This window comes from Acidovorax sp. KPB24-07 (genome assembly GCF_057543315.1).
Map to the genome: position 1 here is coordinate 62,079 of NZ_BAAJYS010000002.1, position 20,149 is coordinate 82,227.

The window sequence follows — 20,149 nt, forward strand, 5'->3', positions numbered from 1 at the left end:
ATGGAAGGCACAGCAGTGTCCAGCACCATGCCAGTACGTCAGTCGTCCTCGATGCCGGTTCGCGCCGAGGCTCCCCGTACCACGCCGCCCCCGCGGTCGCCGCTCCTGTCGGGCGTGATGGCCGATCGGGTTTTCGGCTTTCTCGCCCGCGGTGCGGCCCTGCTCACGCTGGCGCTGCTCGTGGGTATTTTGTTGTCGCTCGTGGTCGGTGCCTGGCCTTCGATCGAGAAGTACGGCCTGACCTTCCTCACGCGCAGCGTGTGGGACCCCGTGCAGAACGACTACGGCGGCTTGGTGATGATCTATGGCACGCTCGCCACGTCGTTCATCGCGTTGCTCATCGCCGTTCCCGTGAGCTTCGGCATTGCGCTGTTCCTGACGGAACTCTCGCCCGCCTGGCTCAAGCGTCCATTGGGCACGGCTATCGAGTTGCTGGCGGCGGTTCCTTCCATCGTGTATGGCATGTGGGGCCTGATGGTGTTCGGCCCCATTCTGGCCACCTGGGTCCAGCAGCCGCTGCAGTCGCTGTTCAGCGGTATTCCTTATCTGGGCGCCCTGGTGTCCGGCCCCCCGGTCGGTATCGGCATCCTTTCGGCCGGGATCATCCTGGCCATCATGATCATTCCATTCATCGCAGCGGTGATGCGGGATGTTTTTGAAGTCACCCCTGCGCTGCTCAAGGAATCGGCCTATGGGCTGGGCTCCACCACCTGGGAGGTGGTGTGGAAGGTTGTGCTGCCCTACACCAAGACGGGTGTGCTGGGGGGCGTGATGCTGGGCCTCGGCCGTGCATTGGGCGAGACGATGGCCGTGACCTTCGTGATCGGCAACATGAACCAACTCAATTCGCTGTCGGTCTTCGAAGCCGCCAACAGCATTACCTCCGCACTGGCCAACGAGTTCGCAGAAGCCGGCGAAGGCCTGCATCAGGCCTCACTCATCTACCTGGGCCTGGTGCTGTTCTTCATCACCTTCGTGGTATTGGCCCTGTCCAAGGTGCTGCTGTCCCGACTGCAAAAGAACGAAGGAACCCGCGCATGAGCACGTCGCAAACCCTCATCACGGCCGCTGAAATGGCGCAGGTGCGCCAGCGCCGCTACGACAGCCGCAAGCGTGTGAACAACATTGCCCTGACGCTCTCGCTCGCCGCCATGGTGTTCGGGGTGTTCTGGCTGGTGTGGATTCTCTGGGAGACCATCCGCCTGGGCATCGGCGGACTCAGCCTGGCGCTCTTCACCCAGATGACGCCCCCGCCCAACGAGGTCGGCGGCATCTCCAACGCCATCTTCGGCTCGCTCGTGATGGTGTCGCTCGCCACGTTCGTCGGCACCCCCATCGGCATCATGGCCGGCGTGTACCTGGCCGAGTACGACACGCGCGGCTGGCTGGCCTCCACGACCCGCTTCGTGAACGACATCCTGCTCTCGGCGCCCAGCATCGTCATCGGCCTGTTCGTGTACGCGGTGGTCGTGGCCCGGTTCAAGAGCTTTTCCGCCTATGCCGGTATCCTGGCGCTGGCGCTCATCGTGATTCCCGTGGTCATTCGCACCACCGAGAACATGCTGGTGCTGGTGCCTGCCAGCCTGCGCGAAGCGGCCTATGCGCTCGGAACGCCGAAGTGGAAGGTGATCACCATGGTGACGCTGCGTGCTGCCCGGGCCGGCGTGATCACCGGTGTGCTGCTGGCAGTGGCCCGCATCGCTGGGGAGACCGCACCGCTGCTGTTCACGGCGCTCAACAACCAGTTCTGGAATGCCGACCTGGGCAAGCCCATGGCCAGCCTGCCGGTCACCATCTTCAAGTTCGCCATGAGCCCTTACGAGAACTGGCAGCAGCTCGCCTGGGCAGGGGTGTTCCTGATCACCGTCGCCGTCCTCGGCCTCAATATCCTGGCCCGCGTGCTCACGCGCCAGAAGTAAGCAATACAAGGAAGACACCATGCCCTCCCCAACGCCCGCTGTGTCCGAGACGCCGAAGATCACGGTCCGCGACCTGAATTTCTACTACGGCAAGTTCCACGCCCTGAAGGGCATCAACCTCGATATTCCGGAGAAGAAGGTCACTGCCTTCATCGGTCCGTCGGGCTGCGGCAAGTCCACCTTGCTGCGCACCTTCAACCGCATGTTCGAGCTGTATCCCGAGCAGCGCGCCGAAGGCCAGATCGTGCTGGACGGTGAGAACCTGCTCACCAGCAAGCAGGACGTGGCGCTGATCCGTGCCAAGGTCGGCATGGTGTTCCAGAAGCCCACGCCGTTTCCCATGTCGATCTACGACAACATCGCGTTCGGCGTGAAGCTCTTCGAGAGCCTGAACGCCACCGACATGGACGACCGCGTGGAGTGGGCGCTGCGCAAGGCGGCCCTGTGGAATGAAGTGAAGGACAAGCTGCATCAGAGCGGCTCCGGCCTGTCCGGCGGGCAGCAGCAGCGGTTGTGCATCGCCCGTGGCATTGCCATCAAGCCCGAAGTGCTGCTGCTGGACGAGCCATGCTCGGCGCTGGACCCCATTTCCACCGCCAAGGTCGAAGAGCTGATTGCAGAACTCAAGAACGACTACACCGTGGTCATCGTGACGCACAACATGCAACAAGCTGCGCGCTGCAGCGACTACACGGCCTACATGTACCTCGGCGACTTGATGGAGTTCGGCGAAACCGAACAGATGTTCTTCAAGCCGCAGCGCAAGGAAACCGAGGACTACATCACCGGCCGGTTCGGCTGAGGAGCGACAACATGCCCGACAAGCACCTTTCTTCGCAGTTCGACAGCGAACTCAACAGCATTTCCGCCCGCGTCATGGAACTGGGTGGGTTGGTGGAATCGCAGATCCGCCAGGCCATCTACGCACTCTCGCAGTTCAGTGTGGAAGCCGCCGACCAGGTGGCTGCCACCGAGCACCGCGTGAACGCGATGGAAGTGGAGATCGACCACGAGCTGTCGTCCATCATCGCGCGCCGCCAGCCAACCGCGCGTGACCTGCGCCTGCTGATCGCCTTCTCCAAGGCCACCGCCAATCTTGAGCGCATGGGCGACGAAGCCAACAAGATGGCGCGCATGGTGAAGTCCATCATCGAAAGCGGCTCTGCCCGGCTGCTGCCCACCAGCGATCTGCGGGTGGCGGCAGATCTGGCCTCCGGCCTGCTGCGCAAGACGCTGGATGCCTTTGCCCGCCTGGACACCAAGGCGGCCGTGGCGATCCTCAAGGAGGACGACCTCATCGACAAGGAATTCGACGGCTTCGTGCGCAAGCTCATCACCTACATGATGGAAGACCCGCGCACCATTTCGGCCAGTCTGGACCTGCTCTTTCTCGCCAAGGCGATCGAACGCATCGGTGACCACTCCAAGAACGTTGCCGAACTGATCATCTACCTCGTCAAAGGCAAGGACGTGCGCCATACTGCACTGGACCAGATCGAGTCCGCCGTGCTTTGAAGGGCGGTGCATAGCCATGAAGAGACTTCCCCGTGTACTCATCGTCGAGGACGAACCCGCGATCGCCGAACTGATTGCGGTCAACCTGCGGCACAACGGCTTTCAGCCGATCTGGTCGGAAGACGGCGAATCCGCCCAGCGCGAGCTGGACGCGGTGCTGCCCGACGTGATCCTGCTGGACTGGATGCTTCCCGGCCAAAGCGGTCTCACGCTCGCCCGCAAGTGGCGCGCCGATGCGCGCACCAAGCCCATCCCCATCCTCATGCTGACGGCGCGCGGCGATGAGCCGGACAAGGTCGCTGGCCTGGATGCCGGTGCCGACGACTACATCACCAAGCCGTTTTCCACCCAGGAGCTGCTGGCGCGCATCCGCGCCGTGCTGCGCCGCCGTGCGCCCGAACAGGTCAGCGACAGCGTGACCATCGGCGAGTTGACGCTGGACGCCGCCACCTACCGCGTGACCTTCCAGGGGCAGCAACTCAAGATCGGCCCGACCGAGTTCAAGCTGCTGCACTACCTGATGAAGCACCCCGAGCGCGTTCACAGCCGCGCCCAGTTGCTGGACAAGGTGTGGGGCGACCACGTCTTCATTGAAGAGCGTACCGTCGATGTGCACGTCAAGCGCCTGCGGGAGGCCTTGGGCGTGGCCGGTGCCATGGTGGAAACGGTGCGCGGCGCGGGGTATCGCCTCACAGCACAGCCTCCGGCACTGATGCGGGCTTGACGTTCGCTTTGCGGCGCCGGGCGCGCCGCGCCCTTTGACCCGTACTGCACGACATGGCTTGGCGCTTTTTCTTCTTTTTCTCCTTTCAGTTGGCGGGTCTGGCTGTGGGATGGTGGCAGGGCGGACCGTGGGGGGCGATGCTGGCGGCGGCGTTGGCGGCCTGGGTGTGGTTCATCTGGGATTTGTTGCGCGGCGCGCGCGTTGTGGCGTGGCTGCGTGAGGGCGATCTGGCCCGGGCGCCCAACCTGCGTGGCCTGTGGGGCGAGGCGGCCGATCGCGCGCGGCGGCTGCTGCGCCAAAGCCAGGCGGAAGTGGCCGCAAGCGACGCACGGCTGCAGGAAATTCTGGCGGCGCTCCAGGCCACGCCCAACGGCGTGGTGCTGCTGGACGGTGAGGGGCGCATCGAATGGTGCAATCACATCGCCGCCAGCCAGTTCGGGTTCGACGCGCAGCGCGACGTCATGCAATCCATCGGCAACCTGGTGCGCGATCCGGACTTCAGCGCTTACTACTCTAGCCAGGATTTCTCACACGATGTCGTGCTGCAGGGCCGCGACAGCACGGCCTCCCGGCCGGTGCGCATCTCGGTGCACCTCCACCCCTATGGCGACGGGCGCAAACTGCTGCTGTCGCGCGACGTGACGGCGCTCGAGCAGGCGGAAGCCATGCGCCGGGATTTCGTCGCCAACGTGTCGCATGAGATCCGAACCCCCCTCACCGTGTTGACGGGCTTTGTCGAGACGCTGCAAACGCTGCCGCTCTCCACCGAAGAGCGTTCCCGCTACCTGGGCATGATGTCGCAGCAGGCAGCACGCATGCAAAGCGTGGTGCAGGACCTGCTGACCCTGTCGCGCCTGGAAGGGAGCCCGTTGCCCGGCATCACTGAATGGACACCGGTGGAGGTGCTGCTGCGTCGCTGTGAGGACGAGGCCCGGGGCCTGTCCGCCTTGCTCACCCAGAACCAGCCCCGGCCGCACACGATCCAGTTCCCTTCGCTGGAAACCATGCGCGCGGCAGGCCAGCTGGGTGGGGTGCCGGCCGAGTTGCAGAGCGCTTTGTCCAACCTCATCGGCAACGCGGTCCGGTACACCCCTGCCGGTGGCTCCATCACCGTCGAATGGCTGACGCTGGAGGATGGCAGCGCACGCTTTACGGTGCGCGACACGGGTCCAGGGATCGAGGCGGTGCATCTGCCCCGTTTGACGGAGCGCTTTTACCGCGTGGACCGCAGCCGCTCGCGCGAGACCGGGGGCACGGGCCTGGGGCTGGCCATCGTCAAGCATGTCTTGCAGCGCCATTCGGCATCGCTCGACATTTCGAGCACGGTAGGGAAGGGCTCGGTCTTTTCCGTCACCTTTCCTGCGGGCCGGGTGCAGAGCCGTCGCCCGGTCACTGTGCTGGAGGCGGGAGCGGTTGCCCAGGCCTGAGCGCCCTGGCCAGCATCGTGACGAACACCATGGCGGTCGTGATGAGGGCCGCGGCACTGGCCCCCCAGAATGCCGATGGTGATCGAAGGGCCTCCCATCCCAGGGCACCTTCGTAGGCCAGCAGGTAACCTCCGGTCAGTCCGCCGCCCCACAGCAGCACGCAATAGACGACCAGCGGCGCAAGCGTGATGCGGTAGCAGCGAAGGACGAAAACGCAGACCGTTTGCAGCGCATCGGCGACGTGATAGATCGATACCCAGACCAGCAGTGAGGCTGTGAGCCAGGCGACTTGGTCCGAAGACGTGTAGAACGGTGCGATATGCCCTTTTGCTATGAAAAGAATAGCTGCCAAGGCAATACTTATTACGGCAGAGAGGCGAAAACCCATCCAGGCTGCCGCACGGGCGCGGGATTCGTCGCCCGACCCGCGCCAGAAGCTCACCCGTGCGCTGGTGGCAATGGACAACGACAGCGGCACCATGTACAGCACGGCGGTGAGGTTGGACGCGATCTGGTGCGCTGCTGCCGCGATGTTGCCTTGCCGGGCGATGAAGAGCGCCATCAGCGTGAATGACGTCACCTCCACCAGAATGGCCAGCCCCGCCGGGACGCCCAATTGGGCGAAGCGGCCGATCTGCGCCCAGTCCGGTTTTTCCAGCCGCCGCCACAGGGCGAGCGGCGCGTACAGCGGCTGGGTGTTGAGCAGCCAGGCCGCCACAACGAGCAGCGCGTAGTTGACCACCAGGGTGGCCCAGGCGCAGCCCACCGCGCCCTGCGCTGGAAGCCCGGCACCGCCGAAGGTGAACCAGATCGACAAGGGAATCTTGACCAGCAGCGAGCCCACCTGCAGCCAGGTGACCAGCTGGGGGCGCCCCAGCGCCTGGTTGAGCGTGCTGTAGATCCGGAACAGAAGGGCCGGGGGGAGCGCCAGCGCCAGCACGCCCAGGTAGCTGCCCACCACGGCGCGCAACGCTTCGGGTACCTGGGTCCACCGCAGGATGGCGCCGGGCGACACCAGCACCACGATGCCCATCGCGCAGGCGATGGCGCACAGGTACAGCGCCTGCCGCACCGTTCGGCCGATGCCTTCCCGTTCTCCCGCTCCGCGCTGCTCGGCCCAGACCGGCAGGAGGGCCTGCAGCGCGCCCATGAGCGCCACATAGATGCTGACGTAGATCGCCGACCCGATTGACAGGGCCGCCAGGGCGGCGGCGGAATGCCGGCCGGCCACGATGGTGTCGGTGACGCCGAACGCCATGACCGCCAGCTGCCCGGCCAGCACGGTGCCGGCATGCCGCGCGATGGTGGCGCGTTCGGACATTACCGCCGCGTTGCCGCGCGCCGCAGCACCAACAGTTGGTCGTTCTTGTCGGTGGGCCGGGGGAGCTGAGTCACTCGCGACCACTCTGGCGGCGAGGCAATATCGCCGCCGGGTGGCTGGGCTTCGCTGTCGGCCACCAGCCACTGGCAATCGGACGCAGCCGGCAGCCGGCGGCCGTCGGTCGGCTGCAGCGAAAGGCCGCCGTGGTATTGGAGCGCCGCCACTTGGGCGCGGCTCAGGCCATGGGTGATGATGCAGCCTGGCTGCGGGCCCAGCACGGCCATCAGGCTGTTGATCTGCGGGCGATAGCTGCGACCATAGTCGAGCAGTGGCAGCCAGAGCGTCATCAGCAGCAGCCAGCCCAGCGTGGCGCCGCTGGCAGGCAGCACCAGGCTCTTCCAGATCACGGCCCGGTCGCGCGAGGCACGCCACCACACTAGAGCGCACCATGCCGCGGTGGCGATCAGCGCGAGGGTGAAAGCAATCGCCGAAAAGTGCGGCACGAACGCGGGAGCCAAACGGGCCACGTTGGCCGCCGGTTTGGACGGCACGCCCGTCTGCAGCGACAGCCAGATCACCCAGATCGTGATGGCGGAAGCACTGAAGAAAAGCAGGGTGAACCAGTCGATCAGCGAAGCGATGGCGCGGCGCAGTGTGGGCAGCGCGAACGCCGCCAACGCCGCGAGGGCCGGCAGCCCCAGCAGCAAGGCGCGGTCGGCGGGCTGGGTGGTGATGGTGGCGCCCAGCGTGACCATGGTGAACCACAACGGCAGCAGCAGATGGCGGTGCATGGCGCGGCTGGTGATCTGGTGGCGCCAGCGCCACAGGGTCCACAATGCCAACGGCCAGGCCGGCCACGCGAACCAGGTCAGCAGGCGCAGCAGGCTTTGCCAATCCTTCGCGCCCTCTGCGCTGCCCACGATGCGCCAGCGCCAGAGGTTCAGCTTCCAGGCCAGCAAGGCGGCCACCACCGTCAGGCCCAGCAAGGCCAGCGCCCAGGTGCGGCTCGAACGCGGTTCGTGGTCGGCTGTGCGCAGCACCAGCAAGGCGCTGCCCGCGCCGAGCAGGGCGGCCATGGTGGGCGCCCCGCTCAACACCAGTCCGATCAGCCCGAGCGCGGCGGCCGCCGTGGGCAGTGCGGTGCGATAGGGCAGGGCCGATGCCGCAAAGAACAGCAGGGCGGTGCAGGCCAGTTGGGTGAGATAGCTGGTGATCTCGTGCGACAGCTGCGCCAGGCCCAGGCAGGCCAGCAGGGCCAGCAATCCGCCGTCGGCCATGGCGCGGGCGTAGTCGGCGGGCAGGGCCTCGCCGCCGAATGCAAAAGCCACCGGCTGGGCACCCGGACTTTTTGCCAGGTAGTAAACGCCGTACCAGGTGGCTACGAGGGTGGCTGCCAGCAGGGCAATGAAGGGCAGCCGCGCTGCCATTTCCTGTGAAAGCCAGGAGGGGGCGATCTGCAGGGCCAGCGCCCCCAGCCAATAGGGCAGCAGGCCTTCCGTTTCGGGGGGCATTCCGGCCAGCGAAGGGGACAGCCACGCCGTTGTGCCGTGCGCCAGCTCGAGCATGTAGCCGAACGCGGTGACGTCGGCGTTCTTCCAGGGGTCTCGCATGACGAACCCGGGCACCACATACGCCAGGCACAGCAGCAAGAGCGCCCAGCGCGGCAGCGGGCGGACTGCGCCTTGGGTGACGATGGCAGGGGTGGGGTGGATCACTCGGCTCGTTCTGGTGACGGAAAAGGACGCCCGAGAATACGGGCAAAAAGACAAAGAAAAAGGCAGCGCGGTCGAGCCGGGCTGCCTTTCTTCAAACGGTGTTGTCGGCCTGCGGTAGCAGGCCGGCTGCCTTGCGGCACCGCAGGCCAGGGCCTGCACACATCGTTGTCCGCCGATTACTTCGCTGCGGTCGTCTTGCCGAAGCGGTTGCGGAACTTCTCCACGCGGCCGCCCATGTTGTCCACGGACTTTTGCGTACCGGTGTAGAAGGGATGCGATTCGCTGGAGGTGTCCAGCTTGAACAGAGGCAGTTCGCGTCCGTCATCGGTCTTGCCCATTTCCTTCGTGTTCACGCAGGAGCGGGTCACGAACTTGAAACCGTTGGACAGGTCCACGAACAACACTTCGCGGTAATTGGGGTGAATGCCTTCTTTCATGGCATGGTCCTTTCAGGGCTGCTGCGGTAGCCACGCCGCACCCATTGCGTCGCACTTTCCGCGGAAATTAGCCTTCGATTATTGCATAGGCCTGCCAAAGTGAGACCATTGCCATTCCAGAACTTCTCCAAAAGCCACGAATTGCGCCTCCTGCATACCTCCGACTGGCATCTGGGCCAACACTTCATGGGCCAGACACGACAAGCCGAACACCTGGCTTTCATCGACTGGCTGGCGCAGCAGGTCCGCGCGCAAGCAGTGGACGCCGTGATCGTGGCAGGCGACGTCTTCGATACCGGCGCCCCTCCAAGCTATGCGCGCGAACTGTACAACCACTGCGTGCTGGCGTTGCGTGACGCCGGGGCGCAATTCGTCGTGCTGGGCGGCAACCATGACTCCGTTTCCGTGCTCGGCGAAAGCCGCAGCTTGCTCGCGCATCTCAATACGCGGGTGGTGCCAGGCATGGCGGAGCGGCCCGAGGACCAGGTGCTGGTGCTCCAAACCCGCGCTGGCGTGCCGGGAGCGGTGCTGTGCGCCGTGCCTTTCTTGCGCCCGCGGGACCTGCTGCTGAGCCAGCCCGGGCAAAGCGCGGCCGACAAGCAGTTGGCGTTGCAGGCATCCATCCGTGCCCATTACCAGGCCTTGCATGCCCTGGCCGTCGAGCGCAGCGCCGCGCTGGGCGGCTTGCCCATTGTGGCGACGGGGCACCTCACCACCGTTGGCGCCAGCGCCAGCGAATCGGTGCGCGAAATCTATGTGGGCACGCTGGAAGCCTTTCCCACCAACGCGTTTCCACCAGCCGACTACATCGCCCTGGGCCACATCCATCAGCCGCAAAAGGTCGGAGGGCTGGAGCATGTGCGCTACAGCGGATCGCCGATACCGCTGAGCTTCGACGAGGCGCGCCAGCGCAAGGAAGTGCTGCTGGTCGATTTCGACCTGGCGGGCCTGAAGTCCGTGACGCCGCTGCCGGTGCCCTGCTTTCAGCCGCTGGCCAGCGTGCGCGGCCGCCTGTCGGAACTGCCGGCGGCATTTGCCGCTGCCGCCGGCAGCGCAAGCGATTCGTTGCCGGTTTGGGTCGAGGTGGAAGTGGCCCATGACGACTACCTTGCCGATCTGCAGGTGCGCGTGGCCCAGATGGCGGAAGGCCTGCCGATCCAGATCCTGCGTGTGCGCAGGGCCCGCAATGTGCTTCCCACCGCGCTGGATGCCGCTGAGGGAGAAACCCTCGATGAACTGGGCCCCGCAGAAGTCTTTGCCCGCCGGCTGGCGGCCCAATCGCTCGAACCGGCACTGCAGGAGCGGCTTTCGGCGCTGTATCGGACCGTCCTGGCGGACCTGCAGGAAAGGCCCGCGCCATGAGAATCCTGAGCCTGCGCCTCAAGAACCTGAATTCGCTCAAAGGCGAATGGCGCATCGACTTCACCACGGCACCCTTCGCCGGCAACGGCCTGTTCGCCATCACGGGCCCCACCGGGGCGGGCAAGACCACCATCCTCGATGCGATCTGCCTGGCGCTCTACCACCAGACGCCGCGCATCGCCGGCGTGTCCCAAGGGGGCAACGAGGTCATGACCCGGCACACCGCGGAATGCCTGGCGGAAGTGGAGTTCGAAGTTCGCGGCGCCCGCTACCGGTCGTTTTGGAGCCAGCGCAGGGCACACGGCAAGCCCGACGGGGCCTTGCAGCAGGTGCAGGTGGAATTGGTGGCCCAGGTCCGCGGCGAAGGCGGAGGCGGAGGCGAAATCTTGACTACCAGGGTGCAGGACAAGCTGCGCCAGACGGAAGTGCTCACCGGGCTCAATTTCGAGCGTTTCACCCGGTCCATGCTGCTCGCGCAGGGCGGCTTTGCGGCCTTCCTCGAAGCCAGCGCTGGCAAGCGTGCGGAGTTGCTGGAGGAGTTGACGGGGACCGATATCTACGGGCAGATTTCGCAGCGGGTGTTCGAGAGTGCGCGGGACGCGCGCACGGTGCTGGAGCAACTGCGGGCCCGTGCCGGCGGCGTGGAGTTGCTGGACGAGGCCACGCGCGCCACGCTGGCGGGCGAAGCCGGCAGCCTTGCCTTGCATGCCGAGGCGCTGCAGGCGCAGCGACAGGCCACCGCCCGCGAGTGCCAGTGGCTGGCGGACAAGGACCGCGCCCAGATGCGGCGTGACGAGGCGGTGCGGCATCGGGAGCAAGCGCAGGCCGAATGGGATGCCGGTGCCGAAGAACGCCTGCGCCTTGCCGCCAGCGAGCCCGCTGCGCGGCTGCAGCCGGTCCATGCCGCATGGCAGGCCGCGTTGCATGAGGCGGTGGCCGTGGTTCGGCAACGGGATGACGCGCAGGTGCGGCATGGTCAGGCGGTGGATCGCTGCGCCCAAGCGCTTCGCCAGGTGCAGCGCGACAGCCAGCGCCTGGCCCGGTTGCGCGAAGACGAATGGCAGGATGTTGTGCGGGCCCGCGAGACGCTGTCCCAAGAACTCGCGGCGGTGCCCCAGCACGCCCAACTGGGGGAATGGTTGAGCGGATGGCGCGAGCAATTCGGCGCCCGTGCGCACCGGCTGCAGGCACTGGCCGAAGCCCGGGTGCGCCAGGAAAAACAAGGCAGTGAGTCTCAGGCGCTGGAGGCGCAGCGCGCCGGCCATGAACAGGCATGCCAACGTGCTGCTGCGGCCTTGAACCAGGCGCAACAGGAGGCCGAGGCAGCGCGCCAGGCCCATGAGCGCCTGACGATGGGGCGTGAAGAATCCGCATGGCGCGATGCCCCGTTGCAACTGCTGGAGCGCAGCCATGCCTGGGAGCGCCTGGGCCAGAGCCTGAGCGCATGGCAGCAATCCCGAACGCGCCAGGCGCAATGGATGGCGGCCCAGACGGAGCGGCAGCGGCAGGAGGCGGACGAAGCGCAGGCCGTGCAGTCGCTGCGCGATCGCTATGCCAGCCTGCACCGGCAAGTGCAGGACCAGGAAAAGCTCCTGGCGCAAGAGCAGCGCATTCAGGCCCTGGAGGCGCATCGCAGCCATTTGCAGCCGGGCGAGGCCTGTCCGCTGTGCGGATCGACCACCCATCCCGCTATCGAAGCCTACGAGGCGCTGGACGTTTCCGCGACCCAATCCGCACTGGAGACGCTGCGCGCACAGCGCGACGAGGTGACCGAGCAAGGGCAGGCGCGGCGCTCCCGCTTGGCCGGGCTGCAGGCGCAGAGCGATCAGGCGGCGCAGCAGATCGCTGAAGGAGAGCAGGCCTTGGCACAGTGGCTGACGCAGTGGCAGGCGTGCTGCGCGGCCAGCGACTGGCCGGTGGATGCCGTGGACGCCCAGGCCATCGCCGACGCCCAGGCCCGGCACGCGGCAGCGCTGGAAGCCGCGCAACAGCAATGGGCGGAGATCGTCCAGGCACGAACGCGGCTCGATGAGACGCTGTCCGCATGGCAACAGGCCGAACAGGCCGAGCGCGGGGCGCTTCAGCAGCGGGCCCTGTCGGACAAGGATCTGCAGGCGGCCCGAGAGCGAGCGGATGAGTTGGCGCGGCACCTCCAACAGCAGCAGAGCCAGCACGCCGAGGCCGAAGCGGCGCTGGCGGACCAATTGCAAACGTTGGGCTACATGCTGCCCAGCGATGGGACAGACTGGCTGCAACAACGTGCGCAAGAACATCGCGCGTGGCAGGCGGCGCAGGCGCGCCTTCAGGCATTGACGGCCAGTGAATCGGCATTGAAACAGGTGGCCGACATGGCGGGGGAGGCCGCCCAGCGCTGTGCGGCCGTGGGAGCGCCTGGCACGCAGGCCGAAGTCGATGCCCTGCTGCGGGAAGATGCCGAATCCGGGCCCGAAGACTTGGCACAGGCGGTTGAACAAGCCGAAGCGCTCTGGCGTGCGGCAGAGAACGAGCTGGCCACGCTGCAAGGCATGCTGGAGTCCTTGCAGCGCCGGCATGCCGAGGTGCAGGAGGCCCAGGTCCGGGCCGAGCAGGATTGGGTGCAGGCGCTGTCGCTCAGCCCCTTCGCCGATGAAACCGCTTTTCGCGCGGCAGGCATGGGCGAGCCAGAGCGCGAAGCGCTGCGCGCACAGCTGGCGCAGCGGCAGCAGGCGCTGGCCGAGGCGAACGCCCTGCAGGCAGCCGCTGAAGCAGCCTTGGCGGAGTTGCAATCCCTGCCGCTCACCGAACGGAGTTCAGAGGATCTGGCCGCGCTGATGGCACAGTGGGAGGCCGAGCTCACCTTGGCGCAGCAGCAGCAGGGCGCCATCGCGAGCCGGCTGCAAGACGATGCGCAGCGCCGCGATGGCTTGCAAGCGCTGTTGGCGCAGATCCAGGCCCAGGAGGCCGACCACGATCTGTGGCAGCACCTCAATGGCCTGATCGGCTCTGCAGACGGCGCCAAATACCGGAAGTTCGCGCAGGGCCTCACGCTGGACCACCTGGTGCATCTGGCGAATCGTCAACTGGGGCGGCTGCACGGGCGCTACCGGCTGGGCCGCCGCTCTGCGGGCGAACTGGAGCTGGAGGTGATCGACACCTGGCAGGCCGATGTGGCCCGCGACACCCGCACCCTGTCGGGCGGCGAGAGCTTTCTGGTGAGCCTGGCGTTGGCGCTGGCGCTTTCCGACCTGGTGAGCCACAAGGCCAGCATCGACTCGCTTTTTCTTGACGAGGGATTCGGCACGCTGGATGGAGAAACACTGGAGACCGCCCTGGATGCGCTCGACACCCTCAACGCCAGCGGAAAGACCATCGGCATCATCAGCCACGTGGAGGCCCTCAAGGAACGCATCCCCGTGCAGATTCGCGTGCACAAGGGCGTCGGCCTGGGCTACAGCGCGTTGGAGCGGCGATTCTCCGTGGGCTGAGCCGGCCGCGGTCCGTTGTACGCAGCGCGCGGCCGGATGAGCTGCCCGCTTTCGCGCTGCTCCAGCGCATGGGCCACCCAGCCGATGGACCGCCCGAGGGCGAACAGGCCGAAGGCCGCTCCTTCCGGAAGCGCCAGATGGCGCCGAAGGGCGACCAGCGCCAAATCGATCGAAGGCCGTTGGCCTGTCAAGGCCTGGGCCTCCGCGATCCAGCGCTGCAAGCGTTCGTTGTGCGGCAGCAGTGGGCGCAGCAGGCATTCGGCGCGCACATCCCCTTGCGGATAAAGGTGGTGGCCGAAGCCTGGCAGGTCCTCTCCCCGTGCCAGGCGCTGCCGCAGGCGTTGTTCTGGCACGGCGTTGTCCAACTCGTCCCAGAGGGCTTCCACGCGTGCGGTGGTGCCGCCGTGCTTGCTGCCCGTGAGCGCGGCCAGACCACCGATCACCGCGGCCCGCAGGCTCGCGCCAGTGGAGGCCACACACCGGGCGGTGAAGCTGGACGCGTTGAGTTCGTGGTCGGCGCAAAGCACGAGCGCCTGGCGGACGAGGTCCGCCCCCTTGGGATCCAGCCCCCATGCCGCGCCGCATTGTTGATGGATCGGGGCCGTTTCGGGTGCCGTGCCCAGCAGGCACGCGGCCAGCAGCCGCACCAGCGCACCGCATCCCTGTGCCAGCCGCTCGGGCGACGTCTGCCACACAGCGGTGTGGACGTCCTCGCTGCCCGCGGCAAAGAGCGGCAGCAGCTTGTCTTCGGGCCGCAGCCCGGCCAGACAGGGCTGCAATGCCGCCATGGCCCGGGGCCAGGCAGGCGTGTCGGAGCCGAAAGCGGATGCGGTGGGCCAGCGCCACAGCCGGGCTGCGAGGTCTTCCACGGTGCAGGCGGCTGCCAGCGGGATGGCGTTTTCTCCACGGTAGTAAAGCTGCCCATCCTCGATCAATGTGATGGAGGACTCCAGCACCGGCAAGCCCCAGTCCAGCGCCGCCTTGACCACCTCCTTCGGCTTGCGGCCCCGCGTGCGCTGGCCGGCGAGCCGTTCCACGTCCTGCTGCAGGTATCGGCTCTCGCGGGTGCTGTCGCCCGCGTGGGCTGGCAGCAGGCCCCGGCTCACATAGGCGTAGAGCGTCTGTCGGGAAACACCGAGGCGGGCTGCGGCCTCAGGGGCGGAGAGATAGACAGGCATCGGGACTCCTGGTGTGGAATGGTTTCATGTTGAAAATATAAATCAATATTGACAATTTAATGGGTTGATCTAGGCTGATGCATCGTTTTTGAGGCCCACCATGTCCCCCCATTCCGGCGCTCCTTTGCCCCCTTCTGCGCCACTCACCCATTTCGCGCGCACGCTGTGGAAGTGCCTGGGCGGCACAACCGATCCGATGGATGCGCTGTCTTTCACGAGCGCAGGGCAGTTGCCATCGGTCTTTCCCGTGACCGACCTGGCCAGTGCCTCGATGGCGGTGGCCGGCCTCGCATTGGCGGAGGTTGCGGCACCTTCCCGCGCACCGTTGCCACAGGTTCGGGTGGACCGGCGGCTGGCGTCCTTCTGGTTCGGCGGGTCGTTGCGTCCGATCGGCTGGGCCCTGGCACCGCTGTGGGATGCCATCGCAGGCGACTACCGCGCTGCGGATGGATGGATCCGCTTGCACACCAATGCGCCGCATCACCGTACCGCGGCGCTGGCGGTGCTTGGCGGGGTGACCGATCGGGAGTCGGCGGCCCAGGCGGTCGCTCGCTGGCGTGCGAGCGATCTGGAGTCCGCCATCGTGGAGCAGGGCGGTTGTGCCGCGGCCATGCGAAGCCTGGACGAATGGTCATCCCATCCGCAGGGAGAGGCTGTCCAGGCGGAGCCTTTGCTCCACATGGCCTTTGGCGCGCAGGGGCCTGCGCGCGCCTGGGTGGGAACGGTGCAGCGCCCGCTGCATGGCGTGCGTGTGCTGGACCTCACCCGCATCCTCGCGGGGCCGGTGGCGACGCGTTTCCTCGCTGGCTTTGGTGCCGAGGTCCTGCGCATCGACCCGCCGGGCTGGGAAGAGCCCGGCACCGTGCCCGAGGTGGTTCTGGGCAAGCGCTGCGCGCGCCTGGACCTGAGGCAGGCCGCCGACCGCGCGGTGTTCGAGCATTTGCTGCGCCAGGCCGATGTGTTGGTACACGGGCTGCGGCCACAGGCCCTGGAGCGGCTGGGGCTGGGCGTTTCATGGCGGCGCGCGGTCCATCCCGGATTGATCGATGTCTCGCTCGACGCCTATGGGTGGAGCGGCCCGTGGCGCGGACGCCGGGGTTTCGACAGCCTCATTCAGATGAGTACCGGCATTGCCGAGGAAGGCATGCGCCGGACCGGGCGGCAGGTGCCGGTGCCACTGCCCGTGCAGGCCATCGACCATGCCACCAGCTACCTGATCGCGGCTGCCGCCCTGAAGGCGCTGGCGCATCGCCGGCAGACCGGCCTTGGCTGCGAGGTGCGTGCGTCGCTGGCGCGAACCGCCCACTGGCTGGCACAGGCGCCGTCGTCGCTGGACCGGGAGCCGCTGTTGCCCGAGGCCTTGCATGACCAGTCTCCGGAGATCGAAGCCACCGCCTGGGGGCCGGCCAGGCGCTTGCTGGTGCCGCTGTCCATCGAGGGCATGCCGATGCGCTGGGAGCTGCCTGCACCTGCGCTGGGATCGTCCGCCGCCGCGTGGTCCGGTACTTGAGCGGGGAGGTTACCGCCTTCAGCAAAAAGCCCCGCAGGCCGGATGGCCTGCGGGGCTTTTGGATGTACACGGGAGCGGCGCAAGCCACCCAGTACGGACGGCAAAAAATCAGCCGCCGCGGCGCATCATGTCGAAGAAGTCCACATTGGTCTTCGTCGCCTTCATGTTCTTGATCATGAGCTCCATCGACTCGATCTCGTCCATGTTGTACATGAACTGGCGCAGGATTCGGGTCTTTTGCAGGATCTCGGGCGGCAGCAGCAGCTCTTCGCGGCGGGTGCCGCTCTTGTTGAGCTCGATGGCTGGGAACACGCGCTTTTCGTACAGGCGGCGGTTCAGGTGGATTTCGCTGTTGCCCGTGCCCTTGAATTCTTCGAAGATCACTTCGTCCATGCGGCTGCCGGTGTCGACCAGCGCCGTGGCGATGATGGTCAGCGAACCGCCTTCTTCCACCTTGCGCGCCGCGCCGAAGAAGCGCTTGGGGCGCTGCAGCGCAGCGGCATCCACACCGCCCGACAGCACCTTGCCGGAGGAGGGCACCACGTTGTTGTAGGCACGGGCCAGGCGCGTGATGGAGTCCAGCAGGATCACCACGTCCTTCTTCAATTCGACCAGGCGTTTGGCCCGCTCGATCACCATCTCGGCCACGTGCACATGGCGTGCGGCAGGCTCGTCGAAGGTGGAGGCGATGATTTCGCCCTTCACGGTGCGCTGCATTTCGGTCACTTCTTCAGGGCGCTCGTCAACGAGCAGGACCATGAGGTGAACGTCGGGGTTGTTGGCGGTGATGGCGTGCGCGATGTGCTGCATCATCATGGTCTTGCCGCTCTTGGGCGGTGCGACGATCAGTGCACGCTGGCCGCGGCCGATGGGGGCGATGATGTCGATGATGCGGCCGGTGATGTTCTCTTCGCCCTTCATGTCCCGCTCGAGCTTCATTTGCTCCTTGGGGAACAGCGGCGTCAGGTTTTCGAACATGACCTTGTGCTTGTTCTGCTCCGGCGGGCCGCCGTTGACCGCGTCGAGCTTGGTCAGCGCAAAGTAGCGCTCCCCGTCCTTGGGGGTGCGCACTTCGCCTTCGATCATGTCGCCGGTGTGCAGGTTGAAGCGCCGGACCTGGCTGGGCGAGATGTAGATGTCGTCGGTGCTGGCGGTGTAGCTCGTGTCGGGGCTGCGCAGGAAGCCGAAGCCATCCGGCAGGATTTCCAGCACACCGTCGGCGAAGACCTGCTCACCGGCCTTTGCGCGCTTCTTGATGATCGCGAACATCAGCTCCTGCTTGCGCATGCGCCCGGTGTTCTCGATCTCCAGCTCTTCGGCCTGCTTGAGCACTTCGGACACGTGCAGTGCCTTGAGTTCGTTTAAATGCATGGGGTGACTCCTGAACGGAGCGGATTTGAATCAGGGGGGAGGCCGGGAGCCGGGCTGCCGCTGTTTGCGGACCTCGGATGGCCTGGGGATCTGGAACCGGCCGCCAGTGCATGCGGACGCGATGATCTGCGGCGATTATGACAGGAAAAAAAACCGGTTTGCCAAGGCCCGGGCAGCAAGATCGCTGCCATCGAACAATGCTTGCGGGCGGGGTGGCGTGCTGCGGACCAGGCCGCCGCCCGCGCCAGCCCCGAAAGCCACCAATCAGGCCAATTGCTGGTCGATGAACGCGGTGAGCTGCGTCTTGCTCATCGCGCCAACCTTGGTGGCGGCCAGCTGGCCGTCCTTGAACAGCATGAGGGTCGGGATGCCGCGGATGCCGAACTTGGCAGGCACTTCGCGGTTCTCGTCCACATTCATCTTGGCGACGGTCAGCTTGTCTTTGTAGGTGTTGGCGACTTCGTCCAGGATGGGCGCGATCATTTTGCAGGGGCCGCACCATTCGGCCCAGTAATCCACCAGCACCGTGGTGCCCGGTTGCAGCACATCGGTTTCAAAACTGGCGTCGGAAAGGTGTTTGATGAGTTCGCTTGCCATGGCACATTCCTTTGTGGAGCAAGTTGAGGTGGGCGGGTCCGGATAAAGTCAGGGGATTGTGACAGAAAGATATTTCCCGCCCCACGGTGTGGCCGCGGCCTCCACCGCTATGACAGTCATAGCGAAAAACGATGCGCCCGGCAGCGTTTGGGGCCCGGTGCTGGACCGGGTGCAGGTCCACATCCGGCGCACTGGCGCGCACCCCGCGGCCACCGTGGTGCTGGTGCCGTACGCCCAGCTCATGGCCGAGGCGCAGCGCGAATGGGCGCGCTGCGTGCCCGACGGCTTCGCGCCGCGTTTCGAGACCACCCGGAACTGGGCCTCCCGCATCGCCCCGTTCGTGCCGGAAGGCGACGATCTCTCGCACGACATGGGGCGCGACACCCTCACGGCGCGCGCGTTGCTCGATCGGGTCGGCCTGACCGAGCAGCGCGACGTGCTGGCCGCGCCGCTGCTGGAGGCGGCGGCCCAATTGGCCAGCGTCGTCTGCGCCGTGCCGCCGTCCGAGCGCGACGCTTGGGCGGTGGGCGCGCGCGAATCGATGCCCCCCGCAGGCGACGGCGCGGCACTGCGCTACGAGGCGGCGGTGGCGCGCATCGCCCTCGAATGGGTGCTGGCCTCCCGCCACGCAACGGACGTGCTGTTCGATCCGGGCACGCAATCGGCCGTGGATGCGCTGGTCGTGTTCGGCGGCTTCCAGGCCGATCCGCTGGCCAAGACGCTCTGCTCCCGGTGGGGCGACCGCGCGCTGTCCCTGCCGCTCGGTGAGCCACCTGAAACGGCGTTGCCCGCGCTCGGCGAGGTGTTCCTGCACGAGGCCACCGATGCCGAGGATGAAGCCCAACGCGCGGCGGCGTGCGTGCTGCACCGCCTGGCGCAGGGCCACGCGCCGCTGGCCCTGGCCGCGATCGACCGGGCCTTGACGCGCCGCATCAGCGCGCTGCTGCAGGGCCGCGGGGTGGCCGTGCACGACGAAAACGGCTGGACCTTGTCCACCACGCGCGCGGCGTCCCATGCCATGGTGGCGCTGCGGGCATGTGCCTGGAACGCCTCCGCCGACGCGGTGCTGGACTGGCTCAAGCACGTGCCGGCCGCCAGTCCCCAGGCGGTGGGCGCTGCCGAGAAATGGCTGCGCAGGGCCGGCACCGGCCACTGGACGGCCATCGAGGAACGCAGCGATGCCATGCCGCCTGCAGCGGCTGCAGTGCAAGCGCTCATCGCTCAGGTACAGGCCTGGCGCACGCCGTGGCAGGCCGCGAGGCCGTTGGCGGCATGGCTGGCCGCATTGCGCGAACTGTTGCAGGCAACGGGGCAATGGGAGGCGCTGCAGGCCGACGCCGCGGGGGAGCGCGTGCTGGCAGAGCTGCGGCTGCAGGACGGGTTGCCCTCCGATCTGGAGGGGCTGGCGAGCGCCGGGCGGCCCATGGCGCTGGCCGAGTTCACGCGCTGGGTGGACGAGGTGCTCGAAGCCGCACGCTACCGGCCCGGCCACGACGGCAGCGCCTCGGTGTTCGTCGTGCCGCTGCCGCAGATCCTGGCGCGCCCGTTCGCCACGCTGGTGGTGCCCGGCTGCGACGAAAAGCGCCTGCCGCCCGCTCCGGAGCCCCCC

General features: G+C 66.8%; 15 protein-coding genes and 1 pseudogene. 10 read left to right on the top strand and 6 right to left on the bottom strand.

The features are described 5' to 3' along the window. Positions 1-51 precede the first annotated feature (51 nt). From pstC to phoR, 6 genes are read left to right on the top strand one after another with little or no spacing between them, the layout of a single operon-like run. Positions 52-1,041, top strand: a complete 990-nt coding sequence (gene pstC / locus AC27IQ_RS00775) for a phosphate ABC transporter permease PstC (protein WP_487087448.1) — start codon at positions 52-54, stop codon at positions 1,039-1,041. After that, positions 1,038-1,919, top strand: a complete 882-nt coding sequence (gene pstA, locus AC27IQ_RS00780; RefSeq protein WP_272568960.1) for a phosphate ABC transporter permease PstA — start codon at positions 1,038-1,040, stop codon at positions 1,917-1,919. Before pstC ends, pstA begins: the two co-directional genes overlap by 4 nt. Before the next feature lie 19 nt (positions 1,920-1,938). After that, positions 1,939-2,721, top strand: coding sequence for a phosphate ABC transporter ATP-binding protein PstB (gene pstB, locus AC27IQ_RS00785; RefSeq protein WP_272547864.1), 783 nt, complete (start codon positions 1,939-1,941; stop codon positions 2,719-2,721). Positions 2,722-2,732: 11 nt separating this feature from the next. Then, complete coding sequence (phoU, locus tag AC27IQ_RS00790; protein ID WP_272547863.1) at positions 2,733-3,434, top strand: phosphate signaling complex protein PhoU; 702 nt, start codon at positions 2,733-2,735, stop codon at positions 3,432-3,434. Positions 3,435-3,450: 16 nt separating this feature from the next. Continuing rightward, on the top strand, positions 3,451-4,158 hold the full coding sequence (gene phoB, locus AC27IQ_RS00795; RefSeq protein WP_272568962.1) for a phosphate regulon transcriptional regulator PhoB: 708 nt from the start codon (positions 3,451-3,453) through the stop codon (positions 4,156-4,158). A 53-nt stretch (positions 4,159-4,211) separates the two neighbouring features. After that, positions 4,212-5,585, top strand: a complete 1,374-nt coding sequence (gene phoR, locus AC27IQ_RS00800) for a phosphate regulon sensor histidine kinase PhoR (protein ID WP_284403800.1) — start codon at positions 4,212-4,214, stop codon at positions 5,583-5,585. Here phoR and AC27IQ_RS00805 read toward each other — a convergent pair. The 3 genes from AC27IQ_RS00805 to AC27IQ_RS00815 form a co-directional block, all read right to left on the bottom strand. Continuing rightward, positions 5,548-6,906 carry an MATE family efflux transporter gene (locus AC27IQ_RS00805; RefSeq protein WP_487087452.1) on the bottom strand — a complete coding sequence of 453 codons (1,359 nt, stop codon included), beginning with the start codon at positions 6,904-6,906 and terminating at the stop codon, positions 5,548-5,550. The two genes, phoR and AC27IQ_RS00805, sit on opposite strands and share 38 nt — an antisense overlap. Beyond that, complete coding sequence (locus tag AC27IQ_RS00810; RefSeq protein ID WP_487087454.1) at positions 6,906-8,621, bottom strand: hypothetical protein; 1,716 nt, start codon at positions 8,619-8,621, stop codon at positions 6,906-6,908. Before AC27IQ_RS00810 ends, AC27IQ_RS00805 begins: the two co-directional genes overlap by 1 nt. A gap of 176 nt (positions 8,622-8,797) precedes the next feature. Then, positions 8,798-9,058 (bottom strand): type B 50S ribosomal protein L31, encoded by a 261-nt coding sequence (locus tag AC27IQ_RS00815; RefSeq protein ID WP_272568968.1) that lies wholly within the window; start codon positions 9,056-9,058, stop codon positions 8,798-8,800. Between the two features lie 141 nt (positions 9,059-9,199). On the opposite strand from AC27IQ_RS00815, the gene sbcD reads away from it, so the two are divergent. Both sbcD and AC27IQ_RS00825 read left to right on the top strand, forming a co-directional pair. After that, complete coding sequence (sbcD, locus tag AC27IQ_RS00820; RefSeq protein ID WP_487087456.1) at positions 9,200-10,420, top strand: exonuclease subunit SbcD; 1,221 nt, start codon at positions 9,200-9,202, stop codon at positions 10,418-10,420. Beyond that, positions 10,417-13,884, top strand: a complete 3,468-nt coding sequence (locus AC27IQ_RS00825) for an AAA family ATPase (RefSeq protein WP_487087458.1) — start codon at positions 10,417-10,419, stop codon at positions 13,882-13,884. The genes sbcD and AC27IQ_RS00825 overlap by 4 nt, the downstream gene beginning before the upstream one ends. On the opposite strand, the gene AC27IQ_RS00830 is transcribed toward AC27IQ_RS00825, so the two are convergent. Further along, on the bottom strand, positions 13,848-15,062 hold the full coding sequence (locus tag AC27IQ_RS00830; protein WP_487087460.1) for a citrate/2-methylcitrate synthase: 1,215 nt from the start codon (positions 15,060-15,062) through the stop codon (positions 13,848-13,850). The genes AC27IQ_RS00825 and AC27IQ_RS00830 overlap by 37 nt on opposite strands. Before the next feature lie 100 nt (positions 15,063-15,162). On the opposite strand from AC27IQ_RS00830, the gene AC27IQ_RS00835 reads away from it, so the two are divergent. Beyond that, complete coding sequence (locus AC27IQ_RS00835; protein WP_487087462.1) at positions 15,163-16,572, top strand: CoA transferase; 1,410 nt, start codon at positions 15,163-15,165, stop codon at positions 16,570-16,572. Between the two features lie 108 nt (positions 16,573-16,680). On the opposite strand, the gene rho is transcribed toward AC27IQ_RS00835, so the two are convergent. Next, positions 16,681-17,943, bottom strand: coding sequence for a transcription termination factor Rho (rho, locus tag AC27IQ_RS00840; protein WP_272547856.1), 1,263 nt, complete (start codon positions 17,941-17,943; stop codon positions 16,681-16,683). Between the two features lie 264 nt (positions 17,944-18,207). Next, complete coding sequence (trxA, locus tag AC27IQ_RS00845; RefSeq protein WP_272568977.1) at positions 18,208-18,540, bottom strand: thioredoxin TrxA; 333 nt, start codon at positions 18,538-18,540, stop codon at positions 18,208-18,210. Positions 18,541-18,649: 109 nt separating this feature from the next. Here trxA and AC27IQ_RS00850 point away from each other — a divergent pair. Continuing rightward, positions 18,650-20,149: pseudogene (locus AC27IQ_RS00850) on the top strand (PD-(D/E)XK nuclease family protein); the annotation flags it as partial.